Source organism: Vibrio sp. B4-6, assembly GCF_963888245.1.
Lineage (GTDB): Bacteria > Pseudomonadota > Gammaproteobacteria > Enterobacterales > Vibrionaceae > Vibrio > Vibrio anguillarum.
The window spans coordinates 183,220-208,901 of the sequence record NZ_CAWPIM010000055.1 but is presented as its reverse complement, the minus strand read 5'-3'; the positions used below and the strand labels follow the sequence as shown (position 1 = coordinate 208,901).

Sequence of the window (25,682 nt, the reverse complement as noted above, 5' to 3'; positions counted from 1 at the left end):
TGCTAAACGTTAGAAAAAAGCAAAAAGAGAAATATTACCGACACCGTGAATGGAGTTTTTATCTTCCTTATACTCAGGTGTGTTTGCGGTGAACGTTAAACTTGCACCGACTTGTTGAATATACCAAGCCGCACCAACTACGGCGGTCGCCTGAAGATTTTCCAAGTTAACTTGGTAATATTCAGATGGGTGATCCAATCCGTTTAAAGGCCTATCTCCTTCGATGGTAATGTCATTGAAGCGATAGCGTCCTTCTACACCTCCGAATAGAAACCATCCAGTATCCGAGGCACCAATCATCCCTGCCGATAAAGGGTTTTCTGCACTGATTTGAGCACTGCCAAAGTTACCCGCAAGATCGGTCCCCCAACGCATCATAAAACCTGTGGAGAGATCACTGCGAAAGTTACCTACATTGACCTCTGAAACGTTGGAAAGCTCAACGTCAGTTCCTGCATAGCTGCGGTATCGTGTCAGATTAAAGTGAGACAGATAACCCACGCTGCCGACGATTTTTTCCTCTACTTGGTAGGCCCAACCATTGGGTTCGTCAGATTTAGTGATGCTGTGCACTAACTTTTGCGCTTTCTCAGAAAGCGCAGCATCTCCGGTGGTTCCAATGGTTAAATTTGCCCGCGTGGCTTGTTGGGGATGCAAACTAATATAGTTAAGCTCGGTGTGTAAATACCCAGCGTAAGGTCGTTCATTCGGCTCTGGTTTGGTGAGAGAAATCTCCGAAGGAGTCCACATTTTGTGGCCAATGCTGATTTCCCATTTGTCCAATGGGGCCGCTCCCCAAACAGAAAGGCTGAGTGGTTTAGCCCACCAATATGGAGCAATCGCCCCTGAGGTGTAGCTTAAAAATAAACCATTGGTGTAGTCGCGATCTACGCCAAATACGCCATCGTTATCGAGGTTAAAAGCAACCGTTGCGTGTTGAGAGGCCAGCGCAGAAGCACTGAGTAACGTCAATGGAAGAATGTGAAATAGCTTCATACGAACACTGCAGAGTATAGACAAGCCCTAATCATATAGGAAAGATGCGCTATTCAGTTGATAAATAGGCAATTGAATCAAAATAAATGTGGTAAGCGTAACATTTGTGGTCGATGCATTGCGCATTTTTGATTTCTGAGTATAAAAAAAGCCCCACTCATCGAGCAGGGCTTAACTATTTTGCTAGTAATTTAACTGAAATTATAGCGATTCAGTGAAAGTACGTGCAATAACGTCAGCTTGTTGTTCAGCAGTCAGTGAGTTAAAACGCACAGCATAGCCAGATACACGAATGGTTAGCTGAGGGTATTTCTCAGGGTGTTTAACCGCATCTTCTAAAGTTTCGCGATTAAGCACGTTCACGTTTAGGTGTTGGCCACCCTCAATGCCTGCTTCATGGTGGAAGTAACCATCCATCAGGCCAGCAAGGTTTGCACGTTGACTTGCTTCTTCTTTGCCTAACGCATTTGGAACGATAGAGAAAGTATAAGAAATACCATCTTGTGCATCAGCAAACGGTAGTTTCGCGACTGAAGTTAATGATGCTACTGCACCTTTTTCGTCACGGCCATGCATTGGGTTTGCACCCGGTGCGAAAGGCATACCAGCACGGCGACCATCAGGTGTGTTACCTGTTTTCTTACCATATACCACGTTTGAAGTGATGGTCAGGATAGACTGAGTTGGAATTGCATCACGGTACATCTTAAGTTTACGGATTTTGCCCATAAACGTAGAAACAAGTTGGCATGCGATGTCATCAACGCGGGCGTCATTGTTACCAAATTTAGGATAATCACCTTCGATTTCGAAATCGATCGCTAGGCCATCTTCGTCACGAATTGGCTTAACTTTTGCATATTTGATTGCAGATAGAGAGTCAGCAGCAACAGACAGGCCAGCAATACCACATGCCATCGTACGTTTAACGTCACGATCATGCAGTGCCATTAGCGCGGCTTCATAGCTGTATTTGTCGTGCATGTAGTGAATGCTGTTTAGTGCGGTCACATATTGCTTCGCCAACCAATCCATGAAGTGGTCCATTTTTGCCCACAGTTCGTCATAGTCAAGATACTCACCTGCGATCTTGTCCATTTTAGGGCCAACTTGGATTTTCAACTTCTCATCAATACCACCGTTGATGGTGTAAAGCATGGTTTTAGCAAGGTTTGCACGCGCTCCGAAGAACTGCATTTGTTTACCTACAACCATTGGCGATACACAACATGCGATAGCATAGTCGTCAGAGTTCATGTCTGGACGCATTAAATCATCGTTTTCGTACTGGATAGATGAAGTATCGATAGATACTTTTGCACAGAAACGTTTAAAGCCGTCAGGTAGCTGCTCAGACCAAAGTACAGTGATGTTTGGCTCTGGAGAAGGACCCATAGTGTATAGGCTGTTTAGGAAACGGAAGTTAGAACGCGTAACGAGTGTACGACCGTCAAGACCCATACCACCCATTGATTCTGTTGCCCAAATTGGGTCGCCAGAGAATAGTTCATCGTATTCAGGAGTACGTAGGAAACGAACCATACGCAGCTTCATTACGAAGTGGTCGATCATTTCTTGAGCTTGTACTTCAGTGATTTTACCCGCTTCTAGATCACGTTGGATGAAGATATCTAGGAAAGTCGAAGTACGACCTAGCGACATTGCCGCACCGTTTTGTGATTTAACAGCAGCTAGATAGCCGAAGTAAGTCCACTGGATAGCTTCTTGTGCAGTTTCTGCTGGGCGAGAGATGTCAAAACCGTATTTTTCAGCCATTTTTTTCATTTGGCCAAGTGCGCGGTGTTGTTCTGCAATTTCTTCACGAAGTTGCATCGTTGCCGTTAGATCTTCGCCGTTCTCAAAACGCTCTTGTAGAGAAGTGAATTGAGCAAGCTTATCCTTCATTAGGAAATCAATACCGTAAAGTGCTACGCGACGGTAGTCACCAATGATACGGCCACGACCATAAGCATCAGGAAGGCCCGTCAGAACACCAGACTTACGACACGCTAGGATATCAGGAGTGTAGATATCGAAAACGCCAGCGTTGTGAGTTTTACGGTATTCTGAGTAGATTTTTGAAATCATAGGGTCAAGAGTTCTACCGTATGCTTTGCAAGAACCTTCAACCATACGCACACCACCGTTAGGGATGATAGCGCGCTTAAGTGGTTTCTCAGTTTGTAGACCCACGATAGTTTCAAGATCTTTTTCGATGTAGCCTGCATCGTGAGCAGTGATGGTAGAAATAACGTCAGTATCGAAATCGACAGGGGCCTTAGTCGCGTTTTCCTGTTTGATACCTTCCATTACTTTAGCCCAAAGCTTGTTTGTCGCTTCAGTACCTTCAGAAACTAGGAAAGATTCGTCACCTTCATACGGCGTATAGTTCTTTTGAATAAAATCACGAACGTTAACTTCGTTTTGCCACTCACCTGCAACAAAACTTTCCCAAGCTTTAGCAAATTGCTCTGCCATGACATACCTACCTTTTTAGTAGAAAAAACACGTACCGTCTTCACCGTTGAGCCAGTTATCCTCGAAAGGAGCAGTACACTCTATTAATACAATATCTATATTCACACTATTCAATTATCTGAATATAGATATTGTGCTTTTAAGCCTTGAATGCAAGATTAGACTAAAATTTTTTTGCAAACCTTAAACTAAATCAATAAAAGTTAAATTTTTCAAATAAAGTTTGGGTAGTGCGAGCACTACCCAAATTCGTATTAGTCCAAGCTCATTATAGCCAAGCTTTTAAACCGTATTGGTTTTCAAGCATACCAACCGCAAGCATAGCAATTAAACAGATGATCAGCACACCACCTGGAATGATGATTTTATCGATAAAAGACAGCTTTGATGCACGTTCTTTGTCGCCAATTAGGCCATTGTTATCGAGTAGCATGGTCAATGCCCACGCTAGAACAGGGTTCACCACAGCGCTACCAAAGATACAGATGCCCGCTGCTTGTGAATCTTTTGTGTTTCTTACCATTTGCATACCCGCTTCTAGTAAAGGAAGAAATACCCCTACTAATAGAGCAATACGCATCACTGGAGGCCAAACCGCTACGTCCATAGGGAAGCCAAGGATAGCAATAGTCATGACCAATAAACCTAAGATGATGGCACCACCAGGAATTGGGCGTTTAGCAATCGCCGCTGGGATCATATACGTTCCCCATGACGATGTGATATTACCACCACCAAGTGCTGTACCTACCATTTGACGAATTGAACACATGGTCATTGTGTCATCAACATCCATCAGTACTTTTTCAGTTCTCTTTGGATAGTTCAATTCTTGGAAAATTCGGTGACCAAGGAAATCTGGTGACCACATCGCAACGGCCAAAATAGCAAAGGGCAATGAGGCGATAAAGTGTTCTACTGTTGGCAAACCAAGCATCCAACCTTCAGTGGTTGAGCCCCACCAGTAAACAGGATTAAGGTTAGGTAAGCCCATTTGAGTTTCAAATTGAAGATCAAAGCCAGTACCGAATAAAAGCGCAATCGCAAGCCCTGTCATTGCACAGACAGGAATTGCTAACCAACGCATGTTGATTTTTGCAAGAAATGCATACAGCACAATATTGACACCTAAAACCACTAGGCCAACGTAACCTAAGCTGCCTGCGGCGACATCGGCCGATTGCAAACTGGTAGCCCAAGTTTGGATAGAACCAATTTGGCTCATTGTTCCGGTAAAGCCGAGGAAGATAAGCAACCCGCCTGCGGTTCCCTCGGAGGTTAGATTGACCAGTTTCGAGCCTCCTTTAAAGTAACTTAAGAGAAGACCAAAAACGCCAAGCAAAATTGCCAATGCCAAAGGGTGTGCACCGGCTAATGCGATTGAGCCGATAAGAGGGATCATTGGGCCATGGTTGCCAGCTAAGTTGGCTTTTGGGTTTAAGAAACCAGAGGCAATAACACAGAAGAAGAGGGCAGGAAATAACATCTCTACACGTGCAACTTCAATCGCGAAGTCTTTACCTAGATGAATGTGATCCCATGCTTGGGTTAGGCCATCAGCCCAAGACATCATTACCGCTGAGTACATGGCGATGATGCCGATTGTGCCCGCGATGGCTGGTACAAAATCTTCAAGTTCAAAACGGAAGTCACGACCAGGTAAGTTCAAACCAAAGCGACGGGGCTTCATGATTTGCAGTTCGTGGTCTAGGTAATCTGAACGGCTTGCAAACTCAGATGCTGGACGATGCAGCTCTTTATAGCTTTTCGTCTCGATTTCTGAGCGCTCATTGTTGACTACGTCTGGCATAGATTCCTCATATTTTTAAAAGTTAGTAATTCGTACTGAATCCTAGTAATCCGCGAAGAAGCGGTAATGTTTTTAATTGAATATGTAGCACATCTCATATGTGCTTGCATAACAACAACTAAAAAAGAGAGTGTGGTCATTTATACAACCTTATCTTTGCTCGCGAGTTTAGCTTGCTTATCCTTTAGGGTGATTGATCTTGATCACTTTAAGAATAAATGTGAAAGAAAACTACAGCAGCCTAATGAAAACGGGGGGTTGAGCCGTTACTTGCTTGAAATAAGTTTTCACATTGTGATGTTTGTAAAAGAGTTTCAATGATATTAATGACCTTAAATATCCTATGAATCTAGGTGTACTTTATACATAAATAGGTTGTCTATCTTTAAGTAAATGTTAACAAAATGAGTTAACTGTTAATTGCTTGATGTGCCATTTATATGCGCCATATGGAGAAGTATTGGCTAAAATGTGAATTTTTAATCAGATAAAATAACTAAATATCCTTATTTTCCAGGTTAATAATTTGTTGCATGTTTTCGGTGTGAATGCTAGTTTGTATCAAAAATGGGAGTTGGAATACTCTGCAGTAGCAAATACAGGGAGTTAAGCGCATGACTGATGTACCGGCGCTGAATATTAAAGAGCTGCACAAAACCTTTGGTCAAAACGAAGTACTAAAAGGAATCTCGCTAGAAGCTCGTAAGGGTGATGTGATCTCCATTATTGGTTCTTCTGGCTCGGGAAAAAGTACCTTTCTTAGATGCATCAATTTACTTGAAACACCAACCTCTGGTGATATTTGGGTCAATGGTGAACTCATTCAAATGAAAAAAAATCGGCAAGGTGAAGCTTCACCTGTGAGTGAAAAGCAGGTGCAACGAATTCGCTCACGCCTTGCTATGGTATTTCAGGGATTTAACCTTTGGTCGCACATGACGGTGTTAGAAAACGTTATTGAAGCACCAATTCATGTGTTAGGAGTACCGAAAGCACGAGCCATCGAGAGTGCTGAGGTGCTGCTAAAAAAAGTCGGCCTGTATGAACGTAAAGACTATTATCCTGGTCACCTTTCTGGTGGGCAACAACAACGTGCGGCGATTGCTAGAGCGTTGGCCGTGGAGCCAGAAGTCATGCTGTTTGATGAGCCCACTTCTGCACTTGATCCTGAATTGGTGGGTGAAGTGTTGGGTGTTATGAGAGACTTGGCAGAAGAAGGCCGTACTATGCTGGTAGTGACTCATGAAATGGCCTTTGCTCGCGATGTTTCAAACCATGTGATGTTCTTGCACCAAGGTTTAGTGGAAGAGCAAGGAGATCCAGCCATCCTGTTCACCCAGCCTAAATCTGAACGGTTAAAACAATTTATATCCTCTATTTATTAATGTGTTCATTATGTTGTGGTATTCGTCACGACATAAATATTAAGCAAAACCAACATAAACATAGCATGATAAATAAGTAAGACCTCAATCACAGGAGTATGGAAATGAAAAAGTGGTTATTAGTTGCAGCCGTTGCTGCTAGTGCAATGACTGGTATGGCCCAAGCGAAAGAATGGAAGACGGTTCGTTTTGGTATAGAAGGGGCTTATCCTCCTTTTAGCTGGACAGAGGCTGATGGATCTCTCAAAGGTTTTGATGTTGATATGGCCAATGCGTTGTGCAAGGAGATGAAAGTGGAATGTAAAATCGTTCCACAAGACTGGGATGGCATTATCCCATCACTGCTCGCACGTAAATATGACGCGATTATTGCAGCCATGTCGATTACCGACGAGCGCAAGAAAAAAGTCGATTTCACTGGTAAGTACGCATTAATTCCCAATAAATTTATCGCCAAGAAGGGAGCCGCGTTGGATTTTTCTAAAGAAGGTCTAAAAGGGGTGAAAATTGGTGTACAACGTGCAACAACGCACGATAAGTATCTTACTGATAATTATGGCGATGCAGTTGAAATTGTCCGCTATGGTTCATTTGATGAAGCCTATCTTGACCTAGCCAATGGCCGTATTGCGGCAGTATTGGGTGATGCCTCTGCATTGGAAGAGGGTGTGCTTAACAAAGCGGGCGGCGAAGCGTATGAGTTCGTCGGCCCATCATTAACCGATCCGAAATGGTTTGGCGATGGTTTTGGTATTGCGGTTCGTAAACAAGACAAAGATCTCACTCAAAAACTTGATATGGCGATTAAATCTCTTCGTCAACAAGGGATTTACCAAGAAATTGCGACCAAATACTTTAATTACGATGTATACGGTGAATAAGCTGTAACATCATATCTTACCCATATAATTAGAAGGTGAGAGTGGGCCGAGCATATGAATATGTTTATCGATCACTCTGTCATTAGGGCTGGTTAGCTCAGTGACGCCACCTTCTCAATTATGATGGGAATCCATTGATTCTTAACGGCTGGATCCTAGTTCCAGAAGTACCCAGCCGTTAAATTCTCCAGGGACTAGGGATGAATTATGTTGGACCTACACGGATATGAAGCCTCAATTTTGAAGGGAGCGGTGCTGACCATTGAAGTTGCCGTGCTCTCTTTATTACTTGCCATGTTACTTGGCATGCTAGGTGCGCTAGCTAAGCTTGCACCTTACCGTTGGGCAAGAGCCATTGCCACTCTTTACACGACCATCATTCGCGGTATTCCAGACCTTGTGTTAATGATGCTTATTTTCTTTGGCGGTCAAATATTGTTGAATAATAGCCTTTATTCAATCAACGAATGGCTAAACAATTGGTTTATGGCAAGTGACCCGAGCCATGAATGGACCGCTTATCTCCCCGATTATATTGATGTTAGCCCTTTCATTGCTGGAATACTAACCATAGGTTTCATTTTCGGTGCCTATATGGCTGAAACCTTTCGTGGCGCTATTATGGCGGTTGATAAAGGAGAGATGGAAGCGGCGAAAGCGTATGGTATGAGTTCTACCTTAGCATTTAGACGCATTTTGCTTCCTCAAATGGTTCGTCATGCATTGCCAGGGTTTGGTAACAACTGGTTGGTATTGCTCAAAACGACGGCACTTGTTTCCATTATTGGATTAGAAGATATGGTCAGAGTCAGCTCACTCGCGGCGGGTTCGACAAAAATGCCATTCACCTTTTATATGGCTGTCTCAGTGATCTTCCTTTTCTTTACCAGTGTATCAACCGGTTTTCTCAAATTGGTTGAGCGCAAGTTCAGCATTCACACGAGGTAAATATGGATTTTTCCCTTATTGCTCAAAGCCTACCAATTTATTTTAGTGGGCTATGGACAACGGTTTGGCTGGTGGGGTTGTCGTTAATCATCGGTTTGAGCTTTGCCATCCCCTTAGCGATTGCTAGAAATAGCCACAACTATTTGATTCGTACTCCAGCATGGGCTTATACCTACTTTTTTCGTGGTACACCGTTATTGGTCCAGCTTTATCTCATCTACTATGGAATGGATCAATTTTTCCCGGTGAAAGATACCTTATGGGAAAACGCTTGGTTTTGCGCGTTGGTTGCTTTTGTTCTCAATACGTCCGCCTACACGGCTGAAATTATTCGCGGCGCGATCAATGGGTTGCCGAAAGGCGAAGTTGAAGCGGCGAAGGCATACGGAATGAGTACTTGGAAAACGTATCGACGAATTATTCTACCGAGTGCGTTAAGGCGTGCACTGCCCGCTTATAGTAATGAAGTTATCTTCATGCTTCACGGTTCGGCGGTTGCTGGTATTGTTACCATTATGGATTTAACGGGGGCTGCGCGTTTAGTGAACTCTCGTTATTATGCCCCATTCGAGTCATTTTTAACCGCAGGTTTGTTCTATATGGGCTTGACCTTCATTATTTTGTTCTGCTTTAAACAGGCTGAAAAACGCTTCTTAGCTTATTTGCGCCCATTAAGCTGAAGGGCTGCGAGTAGCAATTTGTTGTACCGAGTTTGTTTCTATAATCAAGGCATAGATTAAAATAAGAAGCGCGCTGAATGCGCGCTTCTTATTGGCATGTGACTTTCTGTTCCTACAAAGAAAAACTGGACCAAATTGGCGCGTGATCAGAAGGTTTTTCTATTCCTCGAAGTTCATAGTCGATGCCGACTTCTTGGCATTTTTTTGCTAGGTTCGGGGTCGCTAAAATGACGTCGATTCGTAGCCCGCGGTTATCATCAAAGCCGCGTGAGCGATAATCAAACCACGAAAATTGATCATTTACATCCGGATTTAACTGACGGAATGTGTCAACAAAACCCCAGTCTATTAAAGTTTGTAACCATTCACGCTCTTCAGGTTGGAAAGAGCATTTTCCCGTTTGCAACCAGCGTTTTCTATTGGCTTCACCAATCCCAATATCCAAGTCGATAGGGCTGATGTTAATGTCTCCCATCACAATTATTTGTTCGTCAGGGGAATGATGTGACGTTAAGTAACCCATTAGATCTTTATAAAACTGACGCTTATAGGGATATTTTGTTTCATGGGAAATATTCTCCCCTTGAGGAAAATAGCCGTTGAGTATGGTTGTTTTTTGGCCGTTGTCATCTTCAAAAGTGGCCATAATCATGCGTTTTTGATGATCTTCATTATCGCTAGGAAAGCCTTTCTGTACTGAAATGGGTTCCTTTTTGCACAACATGGCGACGCCATAATGTGCTTTTTGACCATGAAAATAGACGTGGTAGCCCATGGCTTCAACATCCTCAAGAGGAAAAGCGTCATCGTGTACTTTGATTTCTTGAAGTCCAATGACATCAGGTTGATGCTTATCAATAATCGCTTGCAGTTGATGAAGGCGAGCTCTCAAACCGTTGATGTTAAAACTGATGACTTTCATAAGGGATCCTTAAGATGAGTTGTGCGCAAGATGTTACCATTTCAAGGCGCAAGGACAAGACGAAAAGCGAATCAATTGTAATACGTAAACTTTTTGAATAGTCAGAAAGGATATTTTTATTAACATTTATGTAAACTTACGATTGATCTCTCAAGTCAATATGCTCTAATTAAAGTCGTCACCATTTCGTCTGAAAACCCTATTAGCGCAGCATAAGGATGTAGTATGCGAACACTTTCGGTTCAATGGAAAATAACCCTTTTAGCCGGCCTTTGCCTGTTAATTACGTCATTGTCTCTCATTGGTTTTTCTGTTTATAACGCAGTGAATAACCAACAAGCAATAAAACAACAAAGTTCAGATTCTGTGATCAATAAATCGCAGCAGTTATTAGAAACTCGGGCGCTGCTCAATGCCACCGAAGTATCTGAATATCTCAGTGAAGCCATGTATCGGGCTCAAATGCTTGCTGATACGGCCTTGTTTTTCAAATCAAATACCGAAGAAAATTTTGGTGAAAGCGAAGCGTTAAGGACATCTTTAGATGAAATGGTTCGCAAGACGGTAGTCAATTATCCCAATGTTCAGGGGGCTTATCTCGTCTTTAAGCCAAATTTGCTCGATAGCGAGGATGACAACTACCAGAATGCTGACTATGTAGGCTCAAATGAAATAGGTCGATTCGCTGCATACTGGATAACGTCCTCCAATGGTGAAAATGTGGTGGCAAATGTATTAAGCGAAGTGGCATTGAAGGATGAAGGAAACAGTGAGCGTTTCGCCTGCCCGTTAACAACAGCTAGTGCATGTATCTCATCGCCTAAAATCGTGATTCAAGACAATGGAACGTTTCTTACTTCTTCTCTCTCTGTGCCCATTTTGATTGATGGCGTTGCGATTGGCTTTTTTGGCATCGATTTAAAACTTAGCCCACTGGTAGCGATTGCACTGAGTTCAGATCAAAGTCTATTTGGTGGTAGTGGTAAGGTCTTTATTGTCAGCTTAAATAACACGCTTATTGCGACTGATGAGCGTGAATTAACCTTAGGTGCGCCACTGGCTGATTCAGTTTTGACTACAAAGGAGATTGCCAATCTTCTAGCCGAGGGTAAAGTCCATTCTCAATGGAATTCAGATCGGCAGTGGTTGTCTGTCTTTGCTCCCATTCAGGTGGCGAACCAGACTTGGGGCGTGGTTTTTGAAATGCCGACATCGAGTGTGCTAGCTGATGCCAATCAACTGGATCAGATCATTACTCAACAGGTAGAGAATGGCGTTAGAGCGGAGCTATTAGTCGGCGCATTGCTAGTCTTTTTAGGGCTCGCAATCATTGCGTTAGCTGCAACCCAAATTGTGAAACCTATTCGAGCGGTCGTGGAGCGGTTACAAGATATTGCTTCTGGCGAAGGGGATTTAACTCAGCGGCTTGTCATCAGTAGTCATGATGAAATCGGTGATTTGGCACGCGGCTTTAACCAGTTTTTAGACAAATTACAGGCTATCATTCAGCAGATCGTAGAAAGTGCGAACCAAGTAGCTCAAACGACTGAACAGGCACGGCAGTCTGCCGTACAAACGCGTAGCCGTAGTGAGTCTCAATTTAAAGAGATGGATATGGTGGCGACTGCCTCTGAAGAAATGACACAAACAGCAAGTCTCGTTGTGCAAAATGCCGAGGCTGCGGTGCAAGCTGCTTCACAAGCTAATCACTCCGCACTGACTGGGCAGGATGTCATCCGTGCCTCTGAAGCTGAGATGCATAAGCTGGTGGTGCGAATGAGTGATGCGGTGCCTGTTGTTGAAGAGTTGGCTCAAAATAATATCAATATTACCGAAATTTTAACGGTCATTGAGGGAATTTCACAGCAAACCAATTTGCTCGCATTAAATGCGGCTATAGAAGCTGCTCGGGCCGGAGATCAAGGGCGAGGGTTTGCTGTTGTCGCCGATGAGGTACGTAATTTAGCCCAGCGGACTCAGAATTCTGTGGGTGAAATACGCAAAGTGATAGAAAAAGTCCAACAAGGTACTGAGGGCGTAGTTGAGGTGATCCAGCAAGGAAACGCGTTAGCAAATGGAACTGCGATGCAAGTTCAAAAGGCCGTTGCTGAATTAGAAATAGTGTTTGAATCCATCTCAGCAATTAACGATATGAATAGCCAGATTGTAAAAGCGGCCCAAGAACAGCAAGCCGTCTCTGGTGAAGTCAACCTCAACCTATCCAATATTCGTGATCTTAGCGCGCAGATATTGACACTGGTCGGTGAATCAGAATCGGTTGGTGCTCAGATAAGCCAACTCTCGGCCAAGCAACAACAGTTGGTTGGACAATTTAAAGTCTAACGGCTGGAAAGAGTAAGAAGTAGATGTTTGCTTCTTACTCTCTCGCAGTATCATCCAGTTTACGCAATAAATCCTGCTGTACGATTTTCAGCGCTTCAAGTGCGGTGTGTGGTTCAATCTGATTGGTTTCTAATAAATAGATGAGATCGACAGCGAGCTTTATCTCTTCAGACGCACCGTCTAGCGGTACAGTAGGATCATTCATGTTATTGGTTTTTCTCCCTGAACGTAATTTGTTTTTCGATCTTAGCCTTAGCTTCTTGGCAACGCTTGAGCCGCTGCTCTACGGTCAATAACGCTTTTTGTGCTTGCTGCTGACTAACAGTAGAAGTTTGCTTGAGTCCGAGTTCTTTTTCTCTCACCATATCCATCAGCCTCCGCTCCCATTCTTGGTGCTGGGCCAGCTCTTGATATAACGCATTGATCGGTTTGCGATAATAGCTGCGATGCTTGGGCTCACTTTTTCTGATCGATACTGTCGATATTTCGCGTTGGATTGCCGCAATTTGTGCAAGCAGTCGATCGGTTAGATATTGAGCTCGTTGACTGGTTAGCCGTTGGCTCTCTTGTTCGCGCATGATGGAGTCAAAGGTCGCTTTTGCTTCCATAACACAAGGGATTAATAAGTGCGCTTTACAGTGGAACAGGCGCTCATCAAATAGAGCCTGATGGTGTTCACCACGAGTTCGGTCAACACTGGCGGCTTGTTGTTTCAACTCTTCAATTAAGGACTTCAATTGAGAAAAATGGTTCATAAGCCTGCAAACCACGCATCATAAGTCAGCTTAATTACAAGCACACTGACCACACTCACAAACACCGGACGAATAAATTTAGCGCCGAAACGAATCGCTGAATGTGCGCCAACAAAAGCTCCAGCCATCAAACAAACTCCCATAGTCAGTCCCAGCACCCAGTCAATATGCCCCAAAATGGCAAAGGTAACCAATGACGTTACATTACTGGTAAAATTCATCGCTTTAGCAAGGCCAGAGGCCAATAAAATGTTGAGTCGGTATAACGCCATCGAACTGACTGTCCAAAATGCGCCAGTCCCCGGCCCTGCCAGCCCGTCATAAAATCCAAGTATCAAGCCTTGCGCATACTGCTTTTTGTGAAGTACAGGGCAGGGAGGCGGGCTGACATTCTGGTGTGCATGTGGTGTTTTATGCCATATCGTATAGATAGCGGCAGCTAGAATAATGAGCGGCAGCACTTTTTGTAGCCAATCGGTGCTGATCGCATCGACAGCAAAAGTACCTATGGTTGCGCCAATTAAGGTGGCAATGAAAGCTCTGACCCAGCAACTTGGTTGAAACAACTTCTTCTGATAGTAGGTTAATGCGGCAGTTGATGAGGCAAATGTTGCCGCTAGCTTATTCGTTCCTAGTGCGATGTGCGGCGGAAGACCGATCGATAATAACGCGGGTACAGTAAGCATGCCACCGCCGCCAGCGACTGCATCGATAAAGCCAGCAATAAAAGCAACAAGCGCCAACACAATCAAAGTGGTTGGCTCAACAAATTCCATGAATAAAATCGGCCCTGAGTAATGAGATGAAAGGGCGTAGTGTTAAGCCCTAGCTAATATTCTATTGTTCTTTTAAATGGAGGAAGCGAGTCCAATAATGATTTTCCGTAGCGTTTTGAAACGATTCTGCGATCGAGAATCACGACTCTACCAGAATCACGCTCTTTGCGCAGCAATCTCCCGACGGCTTGGATCAGCTTTTTGCTGGCTTCAGGAACGGTTATCTGAATAAAAGAGTTTCCGCCTCGCTTCTCTATGTATTCGGCGTGAGCTTGCTCAACTGGAGAGGTTGGTACGGCAAACGGAATTTTTGTGATCACCAGATTCTCCAAAAGTTCTCCTGGTAAGTCTAGCCCTTCCGAAAAGCTACTGGTGCCAAACATTACGCTCGTTTTACCACACTGCACTAGCATTTTATGTTTATTTAGAATTTCTGTGCGTGATATTTCACCTTGGACTTGCAGCGCCCAGCCTCGTTTAACAAAATCTGTTGATATTTTTTCAGCCACTTCGCGCATTTGCCAGTAAGAAGCAAATAGCACTAAATTAGCTTTGTTTGGCTGAATAAACTCAGCGAGACGCTCTACCAGATAATCAGTATACTCTTTCGCTTGCGGTTCAAAACGCATTGCTGGAATGAGTAACTCGGCCTGATTTTGATAATCAAACGGTGAAGCGAGTGCTAGGAAACGTGTGCCATCTTCTGCCTTTTCACTGATCCCTGCTTGCGAGCAAAAGTAGCTGAACGAGTTAAGAGCTCGCATCGTCGCGGAGACTAAGATTGCGCCTATGCAGCGGCTCCAGATCTGTTGATCAAGTTGCCAACCAATTTCTAGCGGTGAAACGTTAACAATGAAATCACCTTCACGTTCAGGGTGAATTTCAAGCCAACGTGCCAAAGGGGCTCCTTTTTCTCGCTTGGGCTCCGCCATAAGCAACCATACTTGGGCAAGGTTCTCTAAACGCTGAATATAAAAGCCTAATTCAGTCAGTGCTGGTTCTGCCAACCGAGCAGCGAGTTCGCCTTCCTTAACTCGTTCAGCAATCAAGTCCGCAATTTTAGCGACGGATTGATTGGCTTTTTGAGAGAGCCGCTTCAGGGTTTTAGACTCTTCTTCAAGCCATTGTGGCAGTTCTCCATGCTCAAAACGGTATCGCTTTTCTTCAAATTGTTCGGGTACAAACTGCTTTGTCAGTTGGCTCAAGCTTGGGATAAGTTGTTGCAGTGTCTCTTGCAGTTCGTTACGAAAACGTGCCACTCGTTTTTCTTCGGCTAAGCTTGAAAACTTGGTTACGGATTGATTGAGTTTTTCCAACCAACTAGCTGCGCCTTTCAAGCTTGCGGACGCTGAAGCGTGATCTCGTGCTACATGAGGTAAGTGGTGTGCTTCATCAAAAATGTAAATGGTGTTTTCGGGCTCAGGCAGAATGACACCACCGCCAAGGTCAGCATCCGCCATGACCAGGCTGTGGTTGGCAATAATGACATCGGCTTTATCCAGTTCCGAACGCGCCTTTTGAAAAGGACAATCTCTGTGGCCAGCAAAGCTACCATTACAACTATGCTTATCACTAACAATCAGTTGCCATAACTCATCTTTAATCGCTTTTGGCCATGAGTCGCGATCACCGTTCCATTTTCCTTGAGCCAGTTTTTCATACATGGTGGTGAATAATTCAACGTCTTTTTTTTGTGGCTTTGATTCGAACAGGGCAATTTGTGAGCCATCTACTCCACACGCAGCCGCGAGTTTTTCGGTGCAACAGTATCGTTGACGTCCTTTGGCAAGGATAAAAGAGAATTGACGATCAGTGATGCGTCTAAATAAAGGCAAATCTTTGCTGATCAGCTGTTCTTGAAGTGCCACTGTGGCTGTCGAAACAACAACCTTTCTATTATTCAACACTGCAACAGGAACCGCTGCCATTAAATAGGAGAGTGATTTCCCTATTCCTGTACCCGCTTCAGCAATCAAGATTCGGTTGGACTTGTGATATGAACCACACAATGTTTTTGCAATCTCAGCAACAAGATAATTTTGTCCTCGACGAGGAATGAAGTTTTCGAGCTGAAATTGCAGGTTTTGATAACTATCCCGAATGGATTTTTGGATTTTTGTTGTAAGCATACACAGACCTAAATAGCAGAGTGCCGAGTCTAGCACAGTTCACTAAAGGATACGCAGTTCACGAAATCGTATGCTTTTAGATTAAATCTAGATCTTGTTCACAAAAAAAAACTGAACCTTCAGGAACTTATGTTTAATTCTCATTGTGGAAAATATAAAACTACCCATTGGGTTAAATGGTGACATAAATATATATTTAATCTTGCCAAACTAAGTTTTATTGGTGTTTAACTCTAATGTTTCATTATTGTTAGTTTTTAGATTGTGTGATGTTTTTGCTTGGAAGTTACCCGTAATTTTATGAAAATATCATGTAACTATATGTTTTTAATTGTTTTTACCTTTATTTTTGTTTGTTTTTTAGGATATTTGACATGCAGGATAATCTTTTGCAATCTAATCCTTGAGATTTAATGGCGGCAACGAACCGAGTTTAAATTTGGAAGTTGCCAGCAAAAACAAAGGGAACCGGATAAGGAATTCCCATACATAAGAAAAGGCAGTGGATTAATTATGAAAAAGACTCTATTAGCACTAGCAGTGCTTGCAGCAGCAAGCTCAGTTAACGCAGCAGAAATTTACGCTAATGACAGCACTTCAGTTGGCCTTAAAGGCGAAATTGATGCTTACCTAATTCAGAAAGAAAAAACAGCTTCTGATGTTAAAACAAAAGAATCTGCTGATTTCTCTACTTGGGCAAAAATTCAATTAGATGCTTCTCATAAGCTATCTAATGGTCTAACCACTTTTGGTTCTTTTGAGTTTGAAGGTGACGGTTCTGCTGGGGTAGTAGTAGACGACCTATATGTCGGCGTGAAAGGCGATATCTGGGGTGTGGCTGTTGGTGAAACGGGGGACTTCGCAGAATCTTTTGATGCAATTCAAAAAACCGATATTGCTAACGAAGGTAACTACATCGGTCTAGATCGTCCTTACGAAAGCAAAACTGATGGTCTTGCACTGAAAGTGACTCCAGTTGGTGGCCTAACCTTAGTTGCGGATGTATATACTAATAACACTGACAAACTAGATAACTCTTACGGCCTATCGGCTAACTACGCGATGGAGATGTTCTCTGTTGGTGCTTCATTCAACAGCAGCGAAGTTTCTAAAGGTTATGACGCAAGCTCGTTCGGTGTATCTGCTTCTGTTGATGTTGCTGGTTTCTTCTTCGCGGCAACTTATCTAAGCACTGAAGGTTTAAGTACGCTTGGTGCGGTAGATACACAAAGTGTAGCCCTAGCTGATAAAGATAAAAAAGTACTTGCTGCTTTAGAAGGCGATGTATGGAACTTGGCTGCATCTTACAAGGTCGATGATCTTCGCCTATATACAACTTACGCATACGGTGATTTCGATAAGCTGGTAAGCTTCAGTGATGTAAACAACAAAACTAAGCTGGATGCTCAAGTTACAGATTTGGTTGTTGGCGTAGACTATGCCGTATCTAGTAACGTGCTAGTTTTTGTTGAATATGAAACAGCGAAAGCTAAGAAAGATTTTGCTGGTAACAAATACCAAGATATTACTCTAGGTGTTTACTACACGTTCTAATCCGAGTAATTTGATGAACTAAAAGCCGACGCTTAGCGTTGGCTTTTTTCATATAGGAGCTGTAAAAGAAAATGGTAAAGAACGTTATTGTAAGTTTATTGATGTTAGTGAGTTTTTCTTCATTATCTCAATCGCTTGATTTGCAAAGAGGCATTACTTTGGAAGTGCTGAATGAAGCGCTATTCACGGATGAAGAAAAACCAATATTTATTGATGGTGAAAACCAATTGGTTCTCACCTTTGCTGGTCGCTTAAAGAAAGTGGCTAAGCCAGAGTATTTCTCGTCTCTCCCTTATGTCATTCGAACAGAGATTAAAGCTGGGGATAAGCTATCTGTGGAGCTTGTTTCGGGTCGATACGAAGTTATTCAGGAGAAGCAGTTTAAGAGTGAGCCGATTTTTGTTTTGAAGAAAAACGGAGTCGAAGTCACAGATAGTAAACAATATCGCCTTGAGCCAGAAAATGGTTCGCTGATGCCTTATTCAGATATTCGTTCTTTGACGATTAAGCAAAACCGCAAAGAGGGTGTCATTTTTGAATCTGGAAAGTTTCATCATTTGACCGACGAATTAAAATCGTTGGGCACTTCAGCTCAATCGACAAAATATACTGAATCGGAAGCGGCCTTACAGCTAAAAATTTGGTTTAGTAAAGCTTCAAAAGAAGAAAGACGAGAGTTTTTGGATTGGGTTGTGCAAGGTCTTTATACTGAATAGGTTACTCCGTACTACACCATAATTCCAGGGTCCAAAGTCACATAGCTGTGTGTGACTTTGAATCTCTTACCCACAACATTTCTTAAATTTCTTGCCGCTACCGCAGTGGCATGGGTCATTTCGTCCTAGCTTCGTTGGTGTGTTCTCCTGTGGAAATTCACCGTCAATGTAGAACCAGATACCATCTTCTCGTATAAATCGTGAACGTTCTTGCAGACAAAATTGCTCTTGATTGTACTTATAATAGGCTTTGAAATGAACGAAGCCTTCATTTTCGTTGTTGCGGATACTTGCGGAGATGACGTCTAGCCCACACCATTGACTGTTGATTGATTCTTCAATCACGTCGCGTTGCTGTGGTGCATTGCAACTCGGATGATAGGTATTGATGACGAAATCAACCAAGCCCAGAACATGGGCACTATAGCGGGCTCTCATCAGTTGTTCTGGATAGATGGCTAAAGCTGAATCACTGTGGATTGGTTCACAACAGTGTTGGTAATCTAAATGGCTACCACAATAGCATTGGCTCATAAATCCTCTCAAATTGCCCATTCATATAAGACGGGGAAGTTTAAGGAGATCTAAACTCGATGTCTACTCAGGAGTGGACACCCAGTAAATCGGCTGTCCATTTCACAGCTTCGTTGTAACACTCTTTCACCACGGGCTCTTCGATATTTAACGCATGAGCAATTTTCTCAACCTTTTGCCAGTCAGCCTGTTCATAAGCTCGAGTTAATTCAAGTACCAGACCTAATTCTCCTTTCCCCTCTATTAGTGCAAGTTTAACGTATTCGTCGATAGGCATCTCTTCCATGATACTTTCTAAAGGTTGATCAAGTAGGCTATCGAGTAGCGAAAACATTCCTGTCAGGAAGGCCGAACCGGGTTCGACGTTCATTTTTGCTTTCACACCAATCAGCTCGCAATATCTTGCCCTTTGAATGGATAAGCCATACAAATAATCCGGTTTAGATTCTTGCGTCGAAGCAATCGCAACCAAGGAGATGAACTTTCTCAATCGTTGTTCACCGAGATAAATCAGCGCTTGTTTAAATGAATGGATCTTTGAACTGACTGTCGCGGATGAGTTAACAAAGGTTAACAGTTTATAAGATAGGGTCAGGTCGGTGGCGACAAGCTCCTCAATGGCTTTGTAATCTAGGTTAGATTTGGCTATTTCTTTGAACAGTTGCACCACAGTAAGAAATGCGGGCTCTAACGCTTTGCGCTGTAACATCTCTGGTTTGCTAAAAAAGTAGCCTTGAAAATAGGTAAAGCCCGCCTTTTTAGCTTGCTTAAACTCTTCATAAGTTTCTACTTTTTCAGCAAGGAACTCAATTTTCGTTGCGCCAAGTTTTTGAATAAAGCGAGCTGCTTTTTCAAGGGAAACAACACGGATGTCAAATTTGATAATTGACACATAGGGGAAGAAGACGAGCCAGCCTGAACTGGGTACAAAATCATCAAGCGCAATTCGGTAACCAAGCTTCGCCATCTTTTTAATTGCTTCTAATAACTCTAAAGTTGGTTTGCAATCTTCCAATACCTCAACGACCAAATTTTGCGCAGGAAAAAGCGTAGGCACGAGGTTAATCAGACTTTGATAAGGAAAATTGACAAACCCTAAATGCTTACCCAGCGTATTGTAATGAGTGGATAAAAAATGATCAGAGAGTAACCGGCTCGTTGCTAAGTCTGGGTCTATATCTGGAAAGGTGTTCTTAGGGCCGTCTCGAAATAGCAGCTCGTAGCCGATAGTTTTTCGGTCACGATCGAGTATAGGCTGTCTGGCGATATAGGAGTATTTCAAGGCAAGACTCTTATCTAATTATTGATATCATTGATATTACTTATTATAGCTTAGCTTTTGATACGAACAATTAATAGTATCAGAGTGCGACTTGGCATCAGTTTTTAGAACTAAATGGCCGAGTTTGCAGTTCGTAACCATCATTAGCATAGACTAAGACTGAGCCTTGAGTGTACCAGTCACCCAAAACAATTCGCGTTGCGGTGCCATGAAGTTGATTTCTGTGATGAATCTCTGGTCGATGAGTATGGCCATGAATCATTAAATCGACCCTATACTGGGTCAGAACTCTATCCACTTCACTTTGTGTGACATCCATAATATCCATAGATTTCATTTGCTTATCATTATGGATGCCCGACTGTACTTTACCCACAATACGAACCTTTACAAAAAATGGCAGCCGATTAAATACCCATTGTAGCCAAGGCTGGTGAACCTTCTTTCGATAGGCTTGATACTTTATATCGTCAATACAGAGTGTATCACCATGCAACACCACGGCTTTTTTCCCGTAAAGGTCAATTACTTGTTCTTCTTGGAGAAGAGTGATTCCGGTTTCTTTCGCAAATCGTTTGCCAAGCAAGAAGTCGCGGTTTCCTTGAGTAAAATAGCAAGGAACCCCTCCGCGAGTCAGTTGCTTAAATTCCGATTTTATTTGGTTGGCGAAAGGTGAATTATCATCGTCACCTATCCAAAATTCGAAAAGATCGCCAAGCACGTACAGTGCATCGGCATGAATGGCTTCTTCGCGCATGAAACGGATAAAACAGTCAGTGATATCTGGTCGAGAAGGGCTTAGGTGTAAATCAGAAATAAATAGTGTATGCATAATAAAAATAAGGAGCGCATAGCGCTCCTTTTACCGTTACTCTTCGATGGTTGTGCCAGAAATGAACACTTCTTCTAGTGGAACATCTTGATGCATGCCCATAGAGCCTGTGCTCACGGCTTTTATTTTGTTCACAATATCCATACCTTCGATCACTTCAGCGAACACGCAGTAGCCCCAGCCATCTCGGCTTTCTGAACGAAAATCTAGGAATGTGTTGTTGTTCACGTTGATGAAAAACTGAGAACTTGCAGAGTGTGGATCCATAGTGCGCGCCATGGCAAGAGTACCGATCTTATTGCTTAGGCCATTGTTGGCTTCGTTTTTAATCGTTGCGCGAGTTGTTTTTTCTTTTAGGCCAGAGGTCATGCCGCCGCCTTGAATCATGAATCCATCGATAACGCGGTGGAACAGAGTGTTATCGTAAAAACCGTCACGGCAGTACTGTAGAAAGTTTGCGCTTGTTTCTGGTGCTTTTTCTTCATTAAGTTGAATTTTAATATCACCAAAATTCGTGTGAAGGATGATCATGATAGTTACCTTTATCTATTTTTCGTTGAGGCCCGGATTTTAACTGAACTTTGGACACATTCAAATCAACAAATGTCTTTATGGGCCGTATTATTGCGAGAGAATAAGGATGACCAAGCTAGGCTAGAGTTGTTATACTGTGAAGCCATTTTAGTTCAAACAGTTATTAGATAGAGATCATGCTGAAAATATATAACTCAATCACTAGACAAAAAGAAGAATTCAAACCAATTCATGCCAACAAAGTGGGTATGTATGTCTGTGGAGTCACCATTTATGATCTCTGTCATATTGGCCATGGTCGCACCTTCGTTTCTTTTGATGTGATTTCTCGCTACTTGCGCTACTTAGGCTATGACCTTACATTTGTGCGTAACATCACTGATATTGATGACAAAATCATTAAACGTGCTGCCGAAAATGGTGAATCTTGCGATTCGCTAACCGAGCGCTTAATCGCAGACATGCATGCAGATTTTGATGCATTGAATATGAAACGTCCAGATGTCGAGCCTCGTGCAACCGCTTATATCCAAGAAATCATAGGCTTGGTGCAACGACTGATTGAACGCGGTTTTGCTTACGTTGCTTCTAATGGTGATGTGATGTTTGAAGTCAGCAAATTTGACGAATACGGCAAGTTATCCAAACAAGATCTCGATCAGCTTCAAGCGGGCGCTCGTGTTGATGTTGATCTTGCTAAGCGTAGCCCACTTGATTTTGTGTTGTGGAAAATGTCGAAGCCGGGCGAGCCCACTTGGGAATCCCCATGGGGAGAAGGACGCCCGGGCTGGCACATCGAATGTTCGGCGATGAATTCAGCGATTTTGGGTAACCACTTTGATATCCATGGTGGAGGCTCTGATTTGCAATTTCCTCACCATGAAAATGAAATTGCTCAATCATGCTGCGCACATGACACTCCCTATGTGAACACATGGATGCACAGTGGTATGGTGATGGTGGATAGAGAAAAAATGTCTAAATCATTAGGGAATTTTTTCACAATCCGCGATGTACTTGCTCACTATGATGCGGAAACGGTGCGCTATTTCTTGATGTCGGGCCATTATCGCAGCCAATTAAATTACAGCGAAGATAACCTAAAACAAGCGCGTGCCTCGCTAGAGCGTCTATACACAGCGTTGAGAGGGTTGGATTTAACCGTAGCAGTTGCAGGTGGTGAGGAGTATGTCAGTCGCTTTACGATGGCGATGAATGATGACTTTAATACGCCAGAGGCTTATTCCGTCTTGTTTGATATGGCACGTGATATCAACAAGTTGAAGACAGAAAATCTTCAGCAAGCCAGCGCTCTTGGCGCACTTATGCGTGAGCTTGCCGATGTGATTGGCATTTTGCATCAAGATCCAGAAGCGTTTCTTAAAGGGGACACTAATGGCGACGAACAAGTGGCTGAGATTGAAGCTTTGATCAAACTGCGTAATGACTCACGTGCAGCAAAAGATTGGGCTAATGCTGACGTGGCACGCGATAAGTTGAACGAACTCGGCATCATTTTAGAAGATGGCCCAAGTGGGACTACTTGGCGTCGTAAATAATCAGGCAGTTAACTTGTCGATGATGGGCTTGAACTTTATTGGTTAAGCCCATTTTGTTTTTCGTCCACGATTAAGGTTTTCATGTCAATTATTTTAGGTATAGATCCCGGTTCGCGAATCACAGGTTATGGTGTGATCAGGCAGCATGGACGATATTTGTACTATCTTGGTAGTGGATGTATTCGTACCTCCGAAAAAGAGTTACCTGGGCGGCTCAAGCAAATTTACGCTGGCGTGACGGAAATCATCACACAGTTTCAGCCTGATGTTTTTGCCATTGAGCAAGTATTTATGGCAAAGAATGCGGACTCAGCACTCAAACTCGGGCAAGCAAGGGGCAGTGCTATCGTGGCGGCGGTGAATGCGGATCTTCCAGTCTATGAATATGCCGCTCGACTGGTTAAACAATCTGTAGTTGGTACGGGTAGTGCTGATAAAGCGCAGGTGCAACATATGGTCCAGCAAATGCTCAAATTATCGGCTAAGCCACAAGCGGATGCCGCTGATGCTCTGGGTGTGGCAATTTGTCATGCGAATACCAATAAAACCTTGATTGCGTTAGCTGGGCGGGCAAGCAGTGCTAAAAAAGGCCGATATCGCTGAAAAACCGATCTCGAGCGAGGTGGTATTTTTCTACTGGCTATACATCCAGTTATTTATTATCATCCGAGTCAAATAACCTCATTTCTCTAAGGAATTTCCTGTGATTGGACGTCTTCGCGGCATTCTGATTGAAAAGCAACCTCCAGAGCTATTGATTGAAGTCGCTGGCATTGGTTATGAAGTCCAAATGCCAATGAGTTGCTTCTATGAACTCCCTAAATTGGGCGAAGAAGCAGTCATTTATACCCATTTTGTGGTCCGAGAAGATGCACAGCTTTTATATGGTTTCAACACGGTAAAAGAGCGAGCTTTATTTCGTGAAGTGATTAAAGCGAATGGCGTCGGGCCAAAATTAGGCTTGGGTATTTTGTCCGGAATGACGGCCGGTCAATTTGTTTCATGCGTTGAGCGTGAAGATATCTCCACATTAGTTAAGCTTCCTGGCGTGGGTAAAAAAACCGCTGAACGTTTGGTTGTTGAGATGAAAGATAGGCTGAAAGGTTGGGGAGCCGGTGACCTCTTCACTCCCGCTACTGACGCTGCACCAGTCGATAACAATTCCTTGGAAGCGCTCACGAGCAATGCGGAAGAAGAAGCGATCAGTGCGTTACTTTCTTTGGGTTATAAGCCTCAACAAGCTTCTAAAGTAGTGGCACAAGTAATGAAAGCTGACATGACCAGTGAAGCGCTGATTAAAGAAGCCTTGAGAGCAATGGTATGATTGAAGCTGATCGCTTAATTGCTCCTGATAGCCCTATTTTTAAAGATGAAGATATTATTGATCGCGCGATTCGTCCCAAAAAATTAGCGGATTATCGTGGCCAAGATCATGTACGCAATCAAATGGAAATCTTCATTAAAGCGGCACAAATGCGCAGCGAACCACTCGACCATCTCCTGATTTTTGGCCCTCCAGGGCTTGGAAAAACAACATTAGCCAATATCGTTGCCAATGAGATGGAAGTGAATATCCGCACAACTTCTGGTCCGGTATTGGAAAAAGCAGGCGATTTGGCGGCATTACTGACTAACCTTGAAGAGAACGACGTTCTTTTTATTGACGAAATTCATCGCTTAAGTCCGGTGGTTGAAGAAATTCTTTATCCCGCAATGGAAGATTACCAGCTCGATATAATGATTGGCGAAGGTCCAGCCGCTCGGTCCATTAAAATCGATTTACCCCCTTTTACGCTGATTGGGGCAACAACTCGCGCTGGCTCGTTAACCTCACCCTTGCGTGATCGCTTTGGTATTGTACAGCGCCTTGAGTATTACAAAATTGATGATCTACAGTACATAGTGCAAAGAAGCGCGGACTGTTTAGGATTGTCGATGGAAGCGGATGGTGCACTTGAAGTGGCTAGGAGAGCAAGGGGAACGCCTCGGATTGCCAACCGTTTATTGCGCCGAGTTCGAGATTACGCTGAAGTAAAAGGCAACGGGCACATATGTATAGAGACTGCAGATAAAGCGCTAAACATGTTGGATGTTGATAGCCAAGGTTTCGACTATATGGATAGAAAGCTATTACTAGCGATTATGGACAAATTTGGCGGTGGCCCTGTTGGTCTCGATAACCTAGCCGCTGCAATCGGCGAAGAAAAAGATACCATTGAAGATGTGTTAGAACCCTTTCTTATCCAACAAGGTTATTTACAACGGACACCAAGAGGACGAATGGCGACCGATCGCGCCTATCTTCACTTCGGAATTGAAAAATAAGTTTACACCTCATCGTCATTTTTAGGTGGTAAGCACAAAGTGTGAACTACATCTTATTTATGATAATTTCCTTATCACTAAAGAGTTAATGATGTGAAGTGTATTGTTAACTCTCTGTGTGATTCGTTGTATTAATTTCTATCCCTTTCACTAAATACTCACAACAATTTCATTCTTCCTTTGATGTGGATCATTTTGTTCTTTTTTTGTTCAGATTTGCCGCGTGAAAATTGATGTAAATCA

At 43.2% G+C, this 25,682-nt stretch carries 23 protein-coding genes; 11 read left to right on the top strand and 12 right to left on the bottom strand.

Annotated elements, in window-relative coordinates:
- Positions 1 to 9: 9 nt before the first annotated feature.
- The 3 genes from AACV20_RS13785 to AACV20_RS13775 all read right to left on the bottom strand — a co-directional run bounded on the left by AACV20_RS13785 (position 10) and on the right by AACV20_RS13775 (position 5,284).
- Positions 10 to 996, bottom strand: coding sequence for a lipid A deacylase LpxR family protein (locus AACV20_RS13785; protein ID WP_170907479.1), 987 nt, complete (start codon positions 994 to 996; stop codon positions 10 to 12).
- A 201-nt stretch (positions 997 to 1,197) separates the two neighbouring features.
- Entirely contained in the window at positions 1,198 to 3,474 is a 2,277-nt protein-coding gene (pflB, locus tag AACV20_RS13780; RefSeq protein WP_013856546.1) for a formate C-acetyltransferase, read from the bottom strand.
- A 268-nt stretch (positions 3,475 to 3,742) separates the two neighbouring features.
- Positions 3,743 to 5,284: a DUF3360 family protein gene (locus tag AACV20_RS13775; RefSeq protein WP_017042289.1), complete on the bottom strand. Its 1,542-nt coding sequence runs from the start codon at positions 5,282 to 5,284 to the stop codon at positions 3,743 to 3,745.
- A gap of 614 nt (positions 5,285 to 5,898) precedes the next feature.
- Here AACV20_RS13775 and AACV20_RS13770 point away from each other — a divergent pair.
- The 4 genes from AACV20_RS13770 to AACV20_RS13755 all read left to right on the top strand — a co-directional run bounded on the left by AACV20_RS13770 (position 5,899) and on the right by AACV20_RS13755 (position 9,178).
- Complete coding sequence (locus tag AACV20_RS13770; RefSeq protein WP_013856548.1) at positions 5,899 to 6,669, top strand: ABC transporter ATP-binding protein; 771 nt, start codon at positions 5,899 to 5,901, stop codon at positions 6,667 to 6,669.
- A gap of 104 nt (positions 6,670 to 6,773) precedes the next feature.
- Entirely contained in the window at positions 6,774 to 7,550 is a 777-nt protein-coding gene (locus tag AACV20_RS13765; protein ID WP_026028918.1) for an ABC transporter substrate-binding protein, read from the top strand.
- A gap of 207 nt (positions 7,551 to 7,757) precedes the next feature.
- Positions 7,758 to 8,498, top strand: coding sequence for an ABC transporter permease (locus tag AACV20_RS13760; protein WP_017050383.1), 741 nt, complete (start codon positions 7,758 to 7,760; stop codon positions 8,496 to 8,498).
- Positions 8,499 to 8,500: 2 nt separating this feature from the next.
- A complete protein-coding gene (locus tag AACV20_RS13755; RefSeq protein WP_094123469.1) occupies positions 8,501 to 9,178 on the top strand; it encodes an ABC transporter permease in 678 nt (225 codons plus the stop codon).
- A gap of 112 nt (positions 9,179 to 9,290) precedes the next feature.
- On the opposite strand, the gene xthA is transcribed toward AACV20_RS13755, so the two are convergent.
- Positions 9,291 to 10,100, bottom strand: a complete 810-nt coding sequence (gene xthA, locus AACV20_RS13750; protein ID WP_170907478.1) for an exodeoxyribonuclease III — start codon at positions 10,098 to 10,100, stop codon at positions 9,291 to 9,293.
- A gap of 225 nt (positions 10,101 to 10,325) precedes the next feature.
- Between xthA and AACV20_RS13745 the strand changes: the two genes are divergently transcribed.
- A complete protein-coding gene (locus tag AACV20_RS13745) occupies positions 10,326 to 12,443 on the top strand; it encodes a methyl-accepting chemotaxis protein (RefSeq protein WP_170907477.1) in 2,118 nt (705 codons plus the stop codon).
- A 34-nt stretch (positions 12,444 to 12,477) separates the two neighbouring features.
- Here AACV20_RS13745 and rsmS read toward each other — a convergent pair whose 3' ends face one another.
- The 4 genes from rsmS to dinG are packed head-to-tail and all read right to left on the bottom strand — an operon-like array spanning position 12,478 to position 16,103.
- On the bottom strand, positions 12,478 to 12,648 hold the full coding sequence (gene rsmS, locus AACV20_RS13740; RefSeq protein WP_013856554.1) for a pleiotropic regulatory protein RsmS: 171 nt from the start codon (positions 12,646 to 12,648) through the stop codon (positions 12,478 to 12,480).
- A gap of 1 nt (position 12,649) precedes the next feature.
- A complete protein-coding gene (gene priC, locus AACV20_RS13735; protein ID WP_170895413.1) occupies positions 12,650 to 13,198 on the bottom strand; it encodes a primosomal replication protein PriC in 549 nt (182 codons plus the stop codon).
- The gene (locus tag AACV20_RS13730) at positions 13,195 to 13,974 is read right to left on the bottom strand and encodes a sulfite exporter TauE/SafE family protein (protein WP_170907476.1); all 780 of its coding nucleotides are present in this window, start codon (positions 13,972 to 13,974) and stop codon (positions 13,195 to 13,197) included. Before AACV20_RS13730 ends, priC begins: the two co-directional genes overlap by 4 nt.
- Before the next feature lie 53 nt (positions 13,975 to 14,027).
- A complete protein-coding gene (dinG, locus tag AACV20_RS13725) occupies positions 14,028 to 16,103 on the bottom strand; it encodes an ATP-dependent DNA helicase DinG (RefSeq protein ID WP_038172098.1) in 2,076 nt (691 codons plus the stop codon).
- A 513-nt stretch (positions 16,104 to 16,616) separates the two neighbouring features.
- On the opposite strand from dinG, the gene AACV20_RS13720 reads away from it, so the two are divergent.
- Positions 16,617 to 17,657, top strand: a complete 1,041-nt coding sequence (locus AACV20_RS13720) for a porin (protein WP_170907475.1) — start codon at positions 16,617 to 16,619, stop codon at positions 17,655 to 17,657.
- 71 nt (positions 17,658 to 17,728) lie between these two features.
- Positions 17,729 to 18,373 carry a DUF2057 family protein gene (locus AACV20_RS13715; protein ID WP_017045198.1) on the top strand — a complete coding sequence of 215 codons (645 nt, stop codon included), beginning with the start codon at positions 17,729 to 17,731 and terminating at the stop codon, positions 18,371 to 18,373.
- 66 nt (positions 18,374 to 18,439) lie between these two features.
- Here the strand turns inward: AACV20_RS13715 and AACV20_RS13710 are convergent, their stop codons facing one another.
- The 4 genes from AACV20_RS13710 to AACV20_RS13695 all read right to left on the bottom strand — a co-directional run bounded on the left by AACV20_RS13710 (position 18,440) and on the right by AACV20_RS13695 (position 21,552).
- Positions 18,440 to 18,907 carry a YchJ family metal-binding protein gene (locus AACV20_RS13710; RefSeq protein WP_170907474.1) on the bottom strand — a complete coding sequence of 156 codons (468 nt, stop codon included), beginning with the start codon at positions 18,905 to 18,907 and terminating at the stop codon, positions 18,440 to 18,442.
- 67 nt (positions 18,908 to 18,974) lie between these two features.
- Entirely contained in the window at positions 18,975 to 20,189 is a 1,215-nt protein-coding gene (locus tag AACV20_RS13705; RefSeq protein ID WP_170907473.1) for an EAL and HDOD domain-containing protein, read from the bottom strand.
- 97 nt (positions 20,190 to 20,286) lie between these two features.
- Positions 20,287 to 21,021, bottom strand: a complete 735-nt coding sequence (gene lpxH / locus AACV20_RS13700) for a UDP-2,3-diacylglucosamine diphosphatase (RefSeq protein ID WP_170907472.1) — start codon at positions 21,019 to 21,021, stop codon at positions 20,287 to 20,289.
- Positions 21,022 to 21,057: 36 nt separating this feature from the next.
- Positions 21,058 to 21,552, bottom strand: a complete 495-nt coding sequence (locus AACV20_RS13695; RefSeq protein ID WP_010319203.1) for a peptidylprolyl isomerase — start codon at positions 21,550 to 21,552, stop codon at positions 21,058 to 21,060.
- Positions 21,553 to 21,731: 179 nt separating this feature from the next.
- Between AACV20_RS13695 and cysS the strand changes: the two genes are divergently transcribed.
- The 4 genes from cysS to ruvB all read left to right on the top strand — a co-directional run bounded on the left by cysS (position 21,732) and on the right by ruvB (position 25,439).
- On the top strand, positions 21,732 to 23,114 hold the full coding sequence (gene cysS / locus AACV20_RS13690) for a cysteine--tRNA ligase (protein ID WP_170907471.1): 1,383 nt from the start codon (positions 21,732 to 21,734) through the stop codon (positions 23,112 to 23,114).
- Positions 23,115 to 23,195: 81 nt separating this feature from the next.
- The gene (gene ruvC / locus AACV20_RS13685; protein WP_013856565.1) at positions 23,196 to 23,717 is read left to right on the top strand and encodes a crossover junction endodeoxyribonuclease RuvC; all 522 of its coding nucleotides are present in this window, start codon (positions 23,196 to 23,198) and stop codon (positions 23,715 to 23,717) included.
- Positions 23,718 to 23,817: 100 nt separating this feature from the next.
- Complete coding sequence (ruvA, locus tag AACV20_RS13680; RefSeq protein WP_013856566.1) at positions 23,818 to 24,438, top strand: Holliday junction branch migration protein RuvA; 621 nt, start codon at positions 23,818 to 23,820, stop codon at positions 24,436 to 24,438.
- Positions 24,435 to 25,439: a Holliday junction branch migration DNA helicase RuvB gene (ruvB, locus tag AACV20_RS13675; protein ID WP_017042275.1), complete on the top strand. Its 1,005-nt coding sequence runs from the start codon at positions 24,435 to 24,437 to the stop codon at positions 25,437 to 25,439. The genes ruvA and ruvB overlap by 4 nt, the downstream gene beginning before the upstream one ends.
- Positions 25,440 to 25,682: the final 243 nt, after the last annotated feature.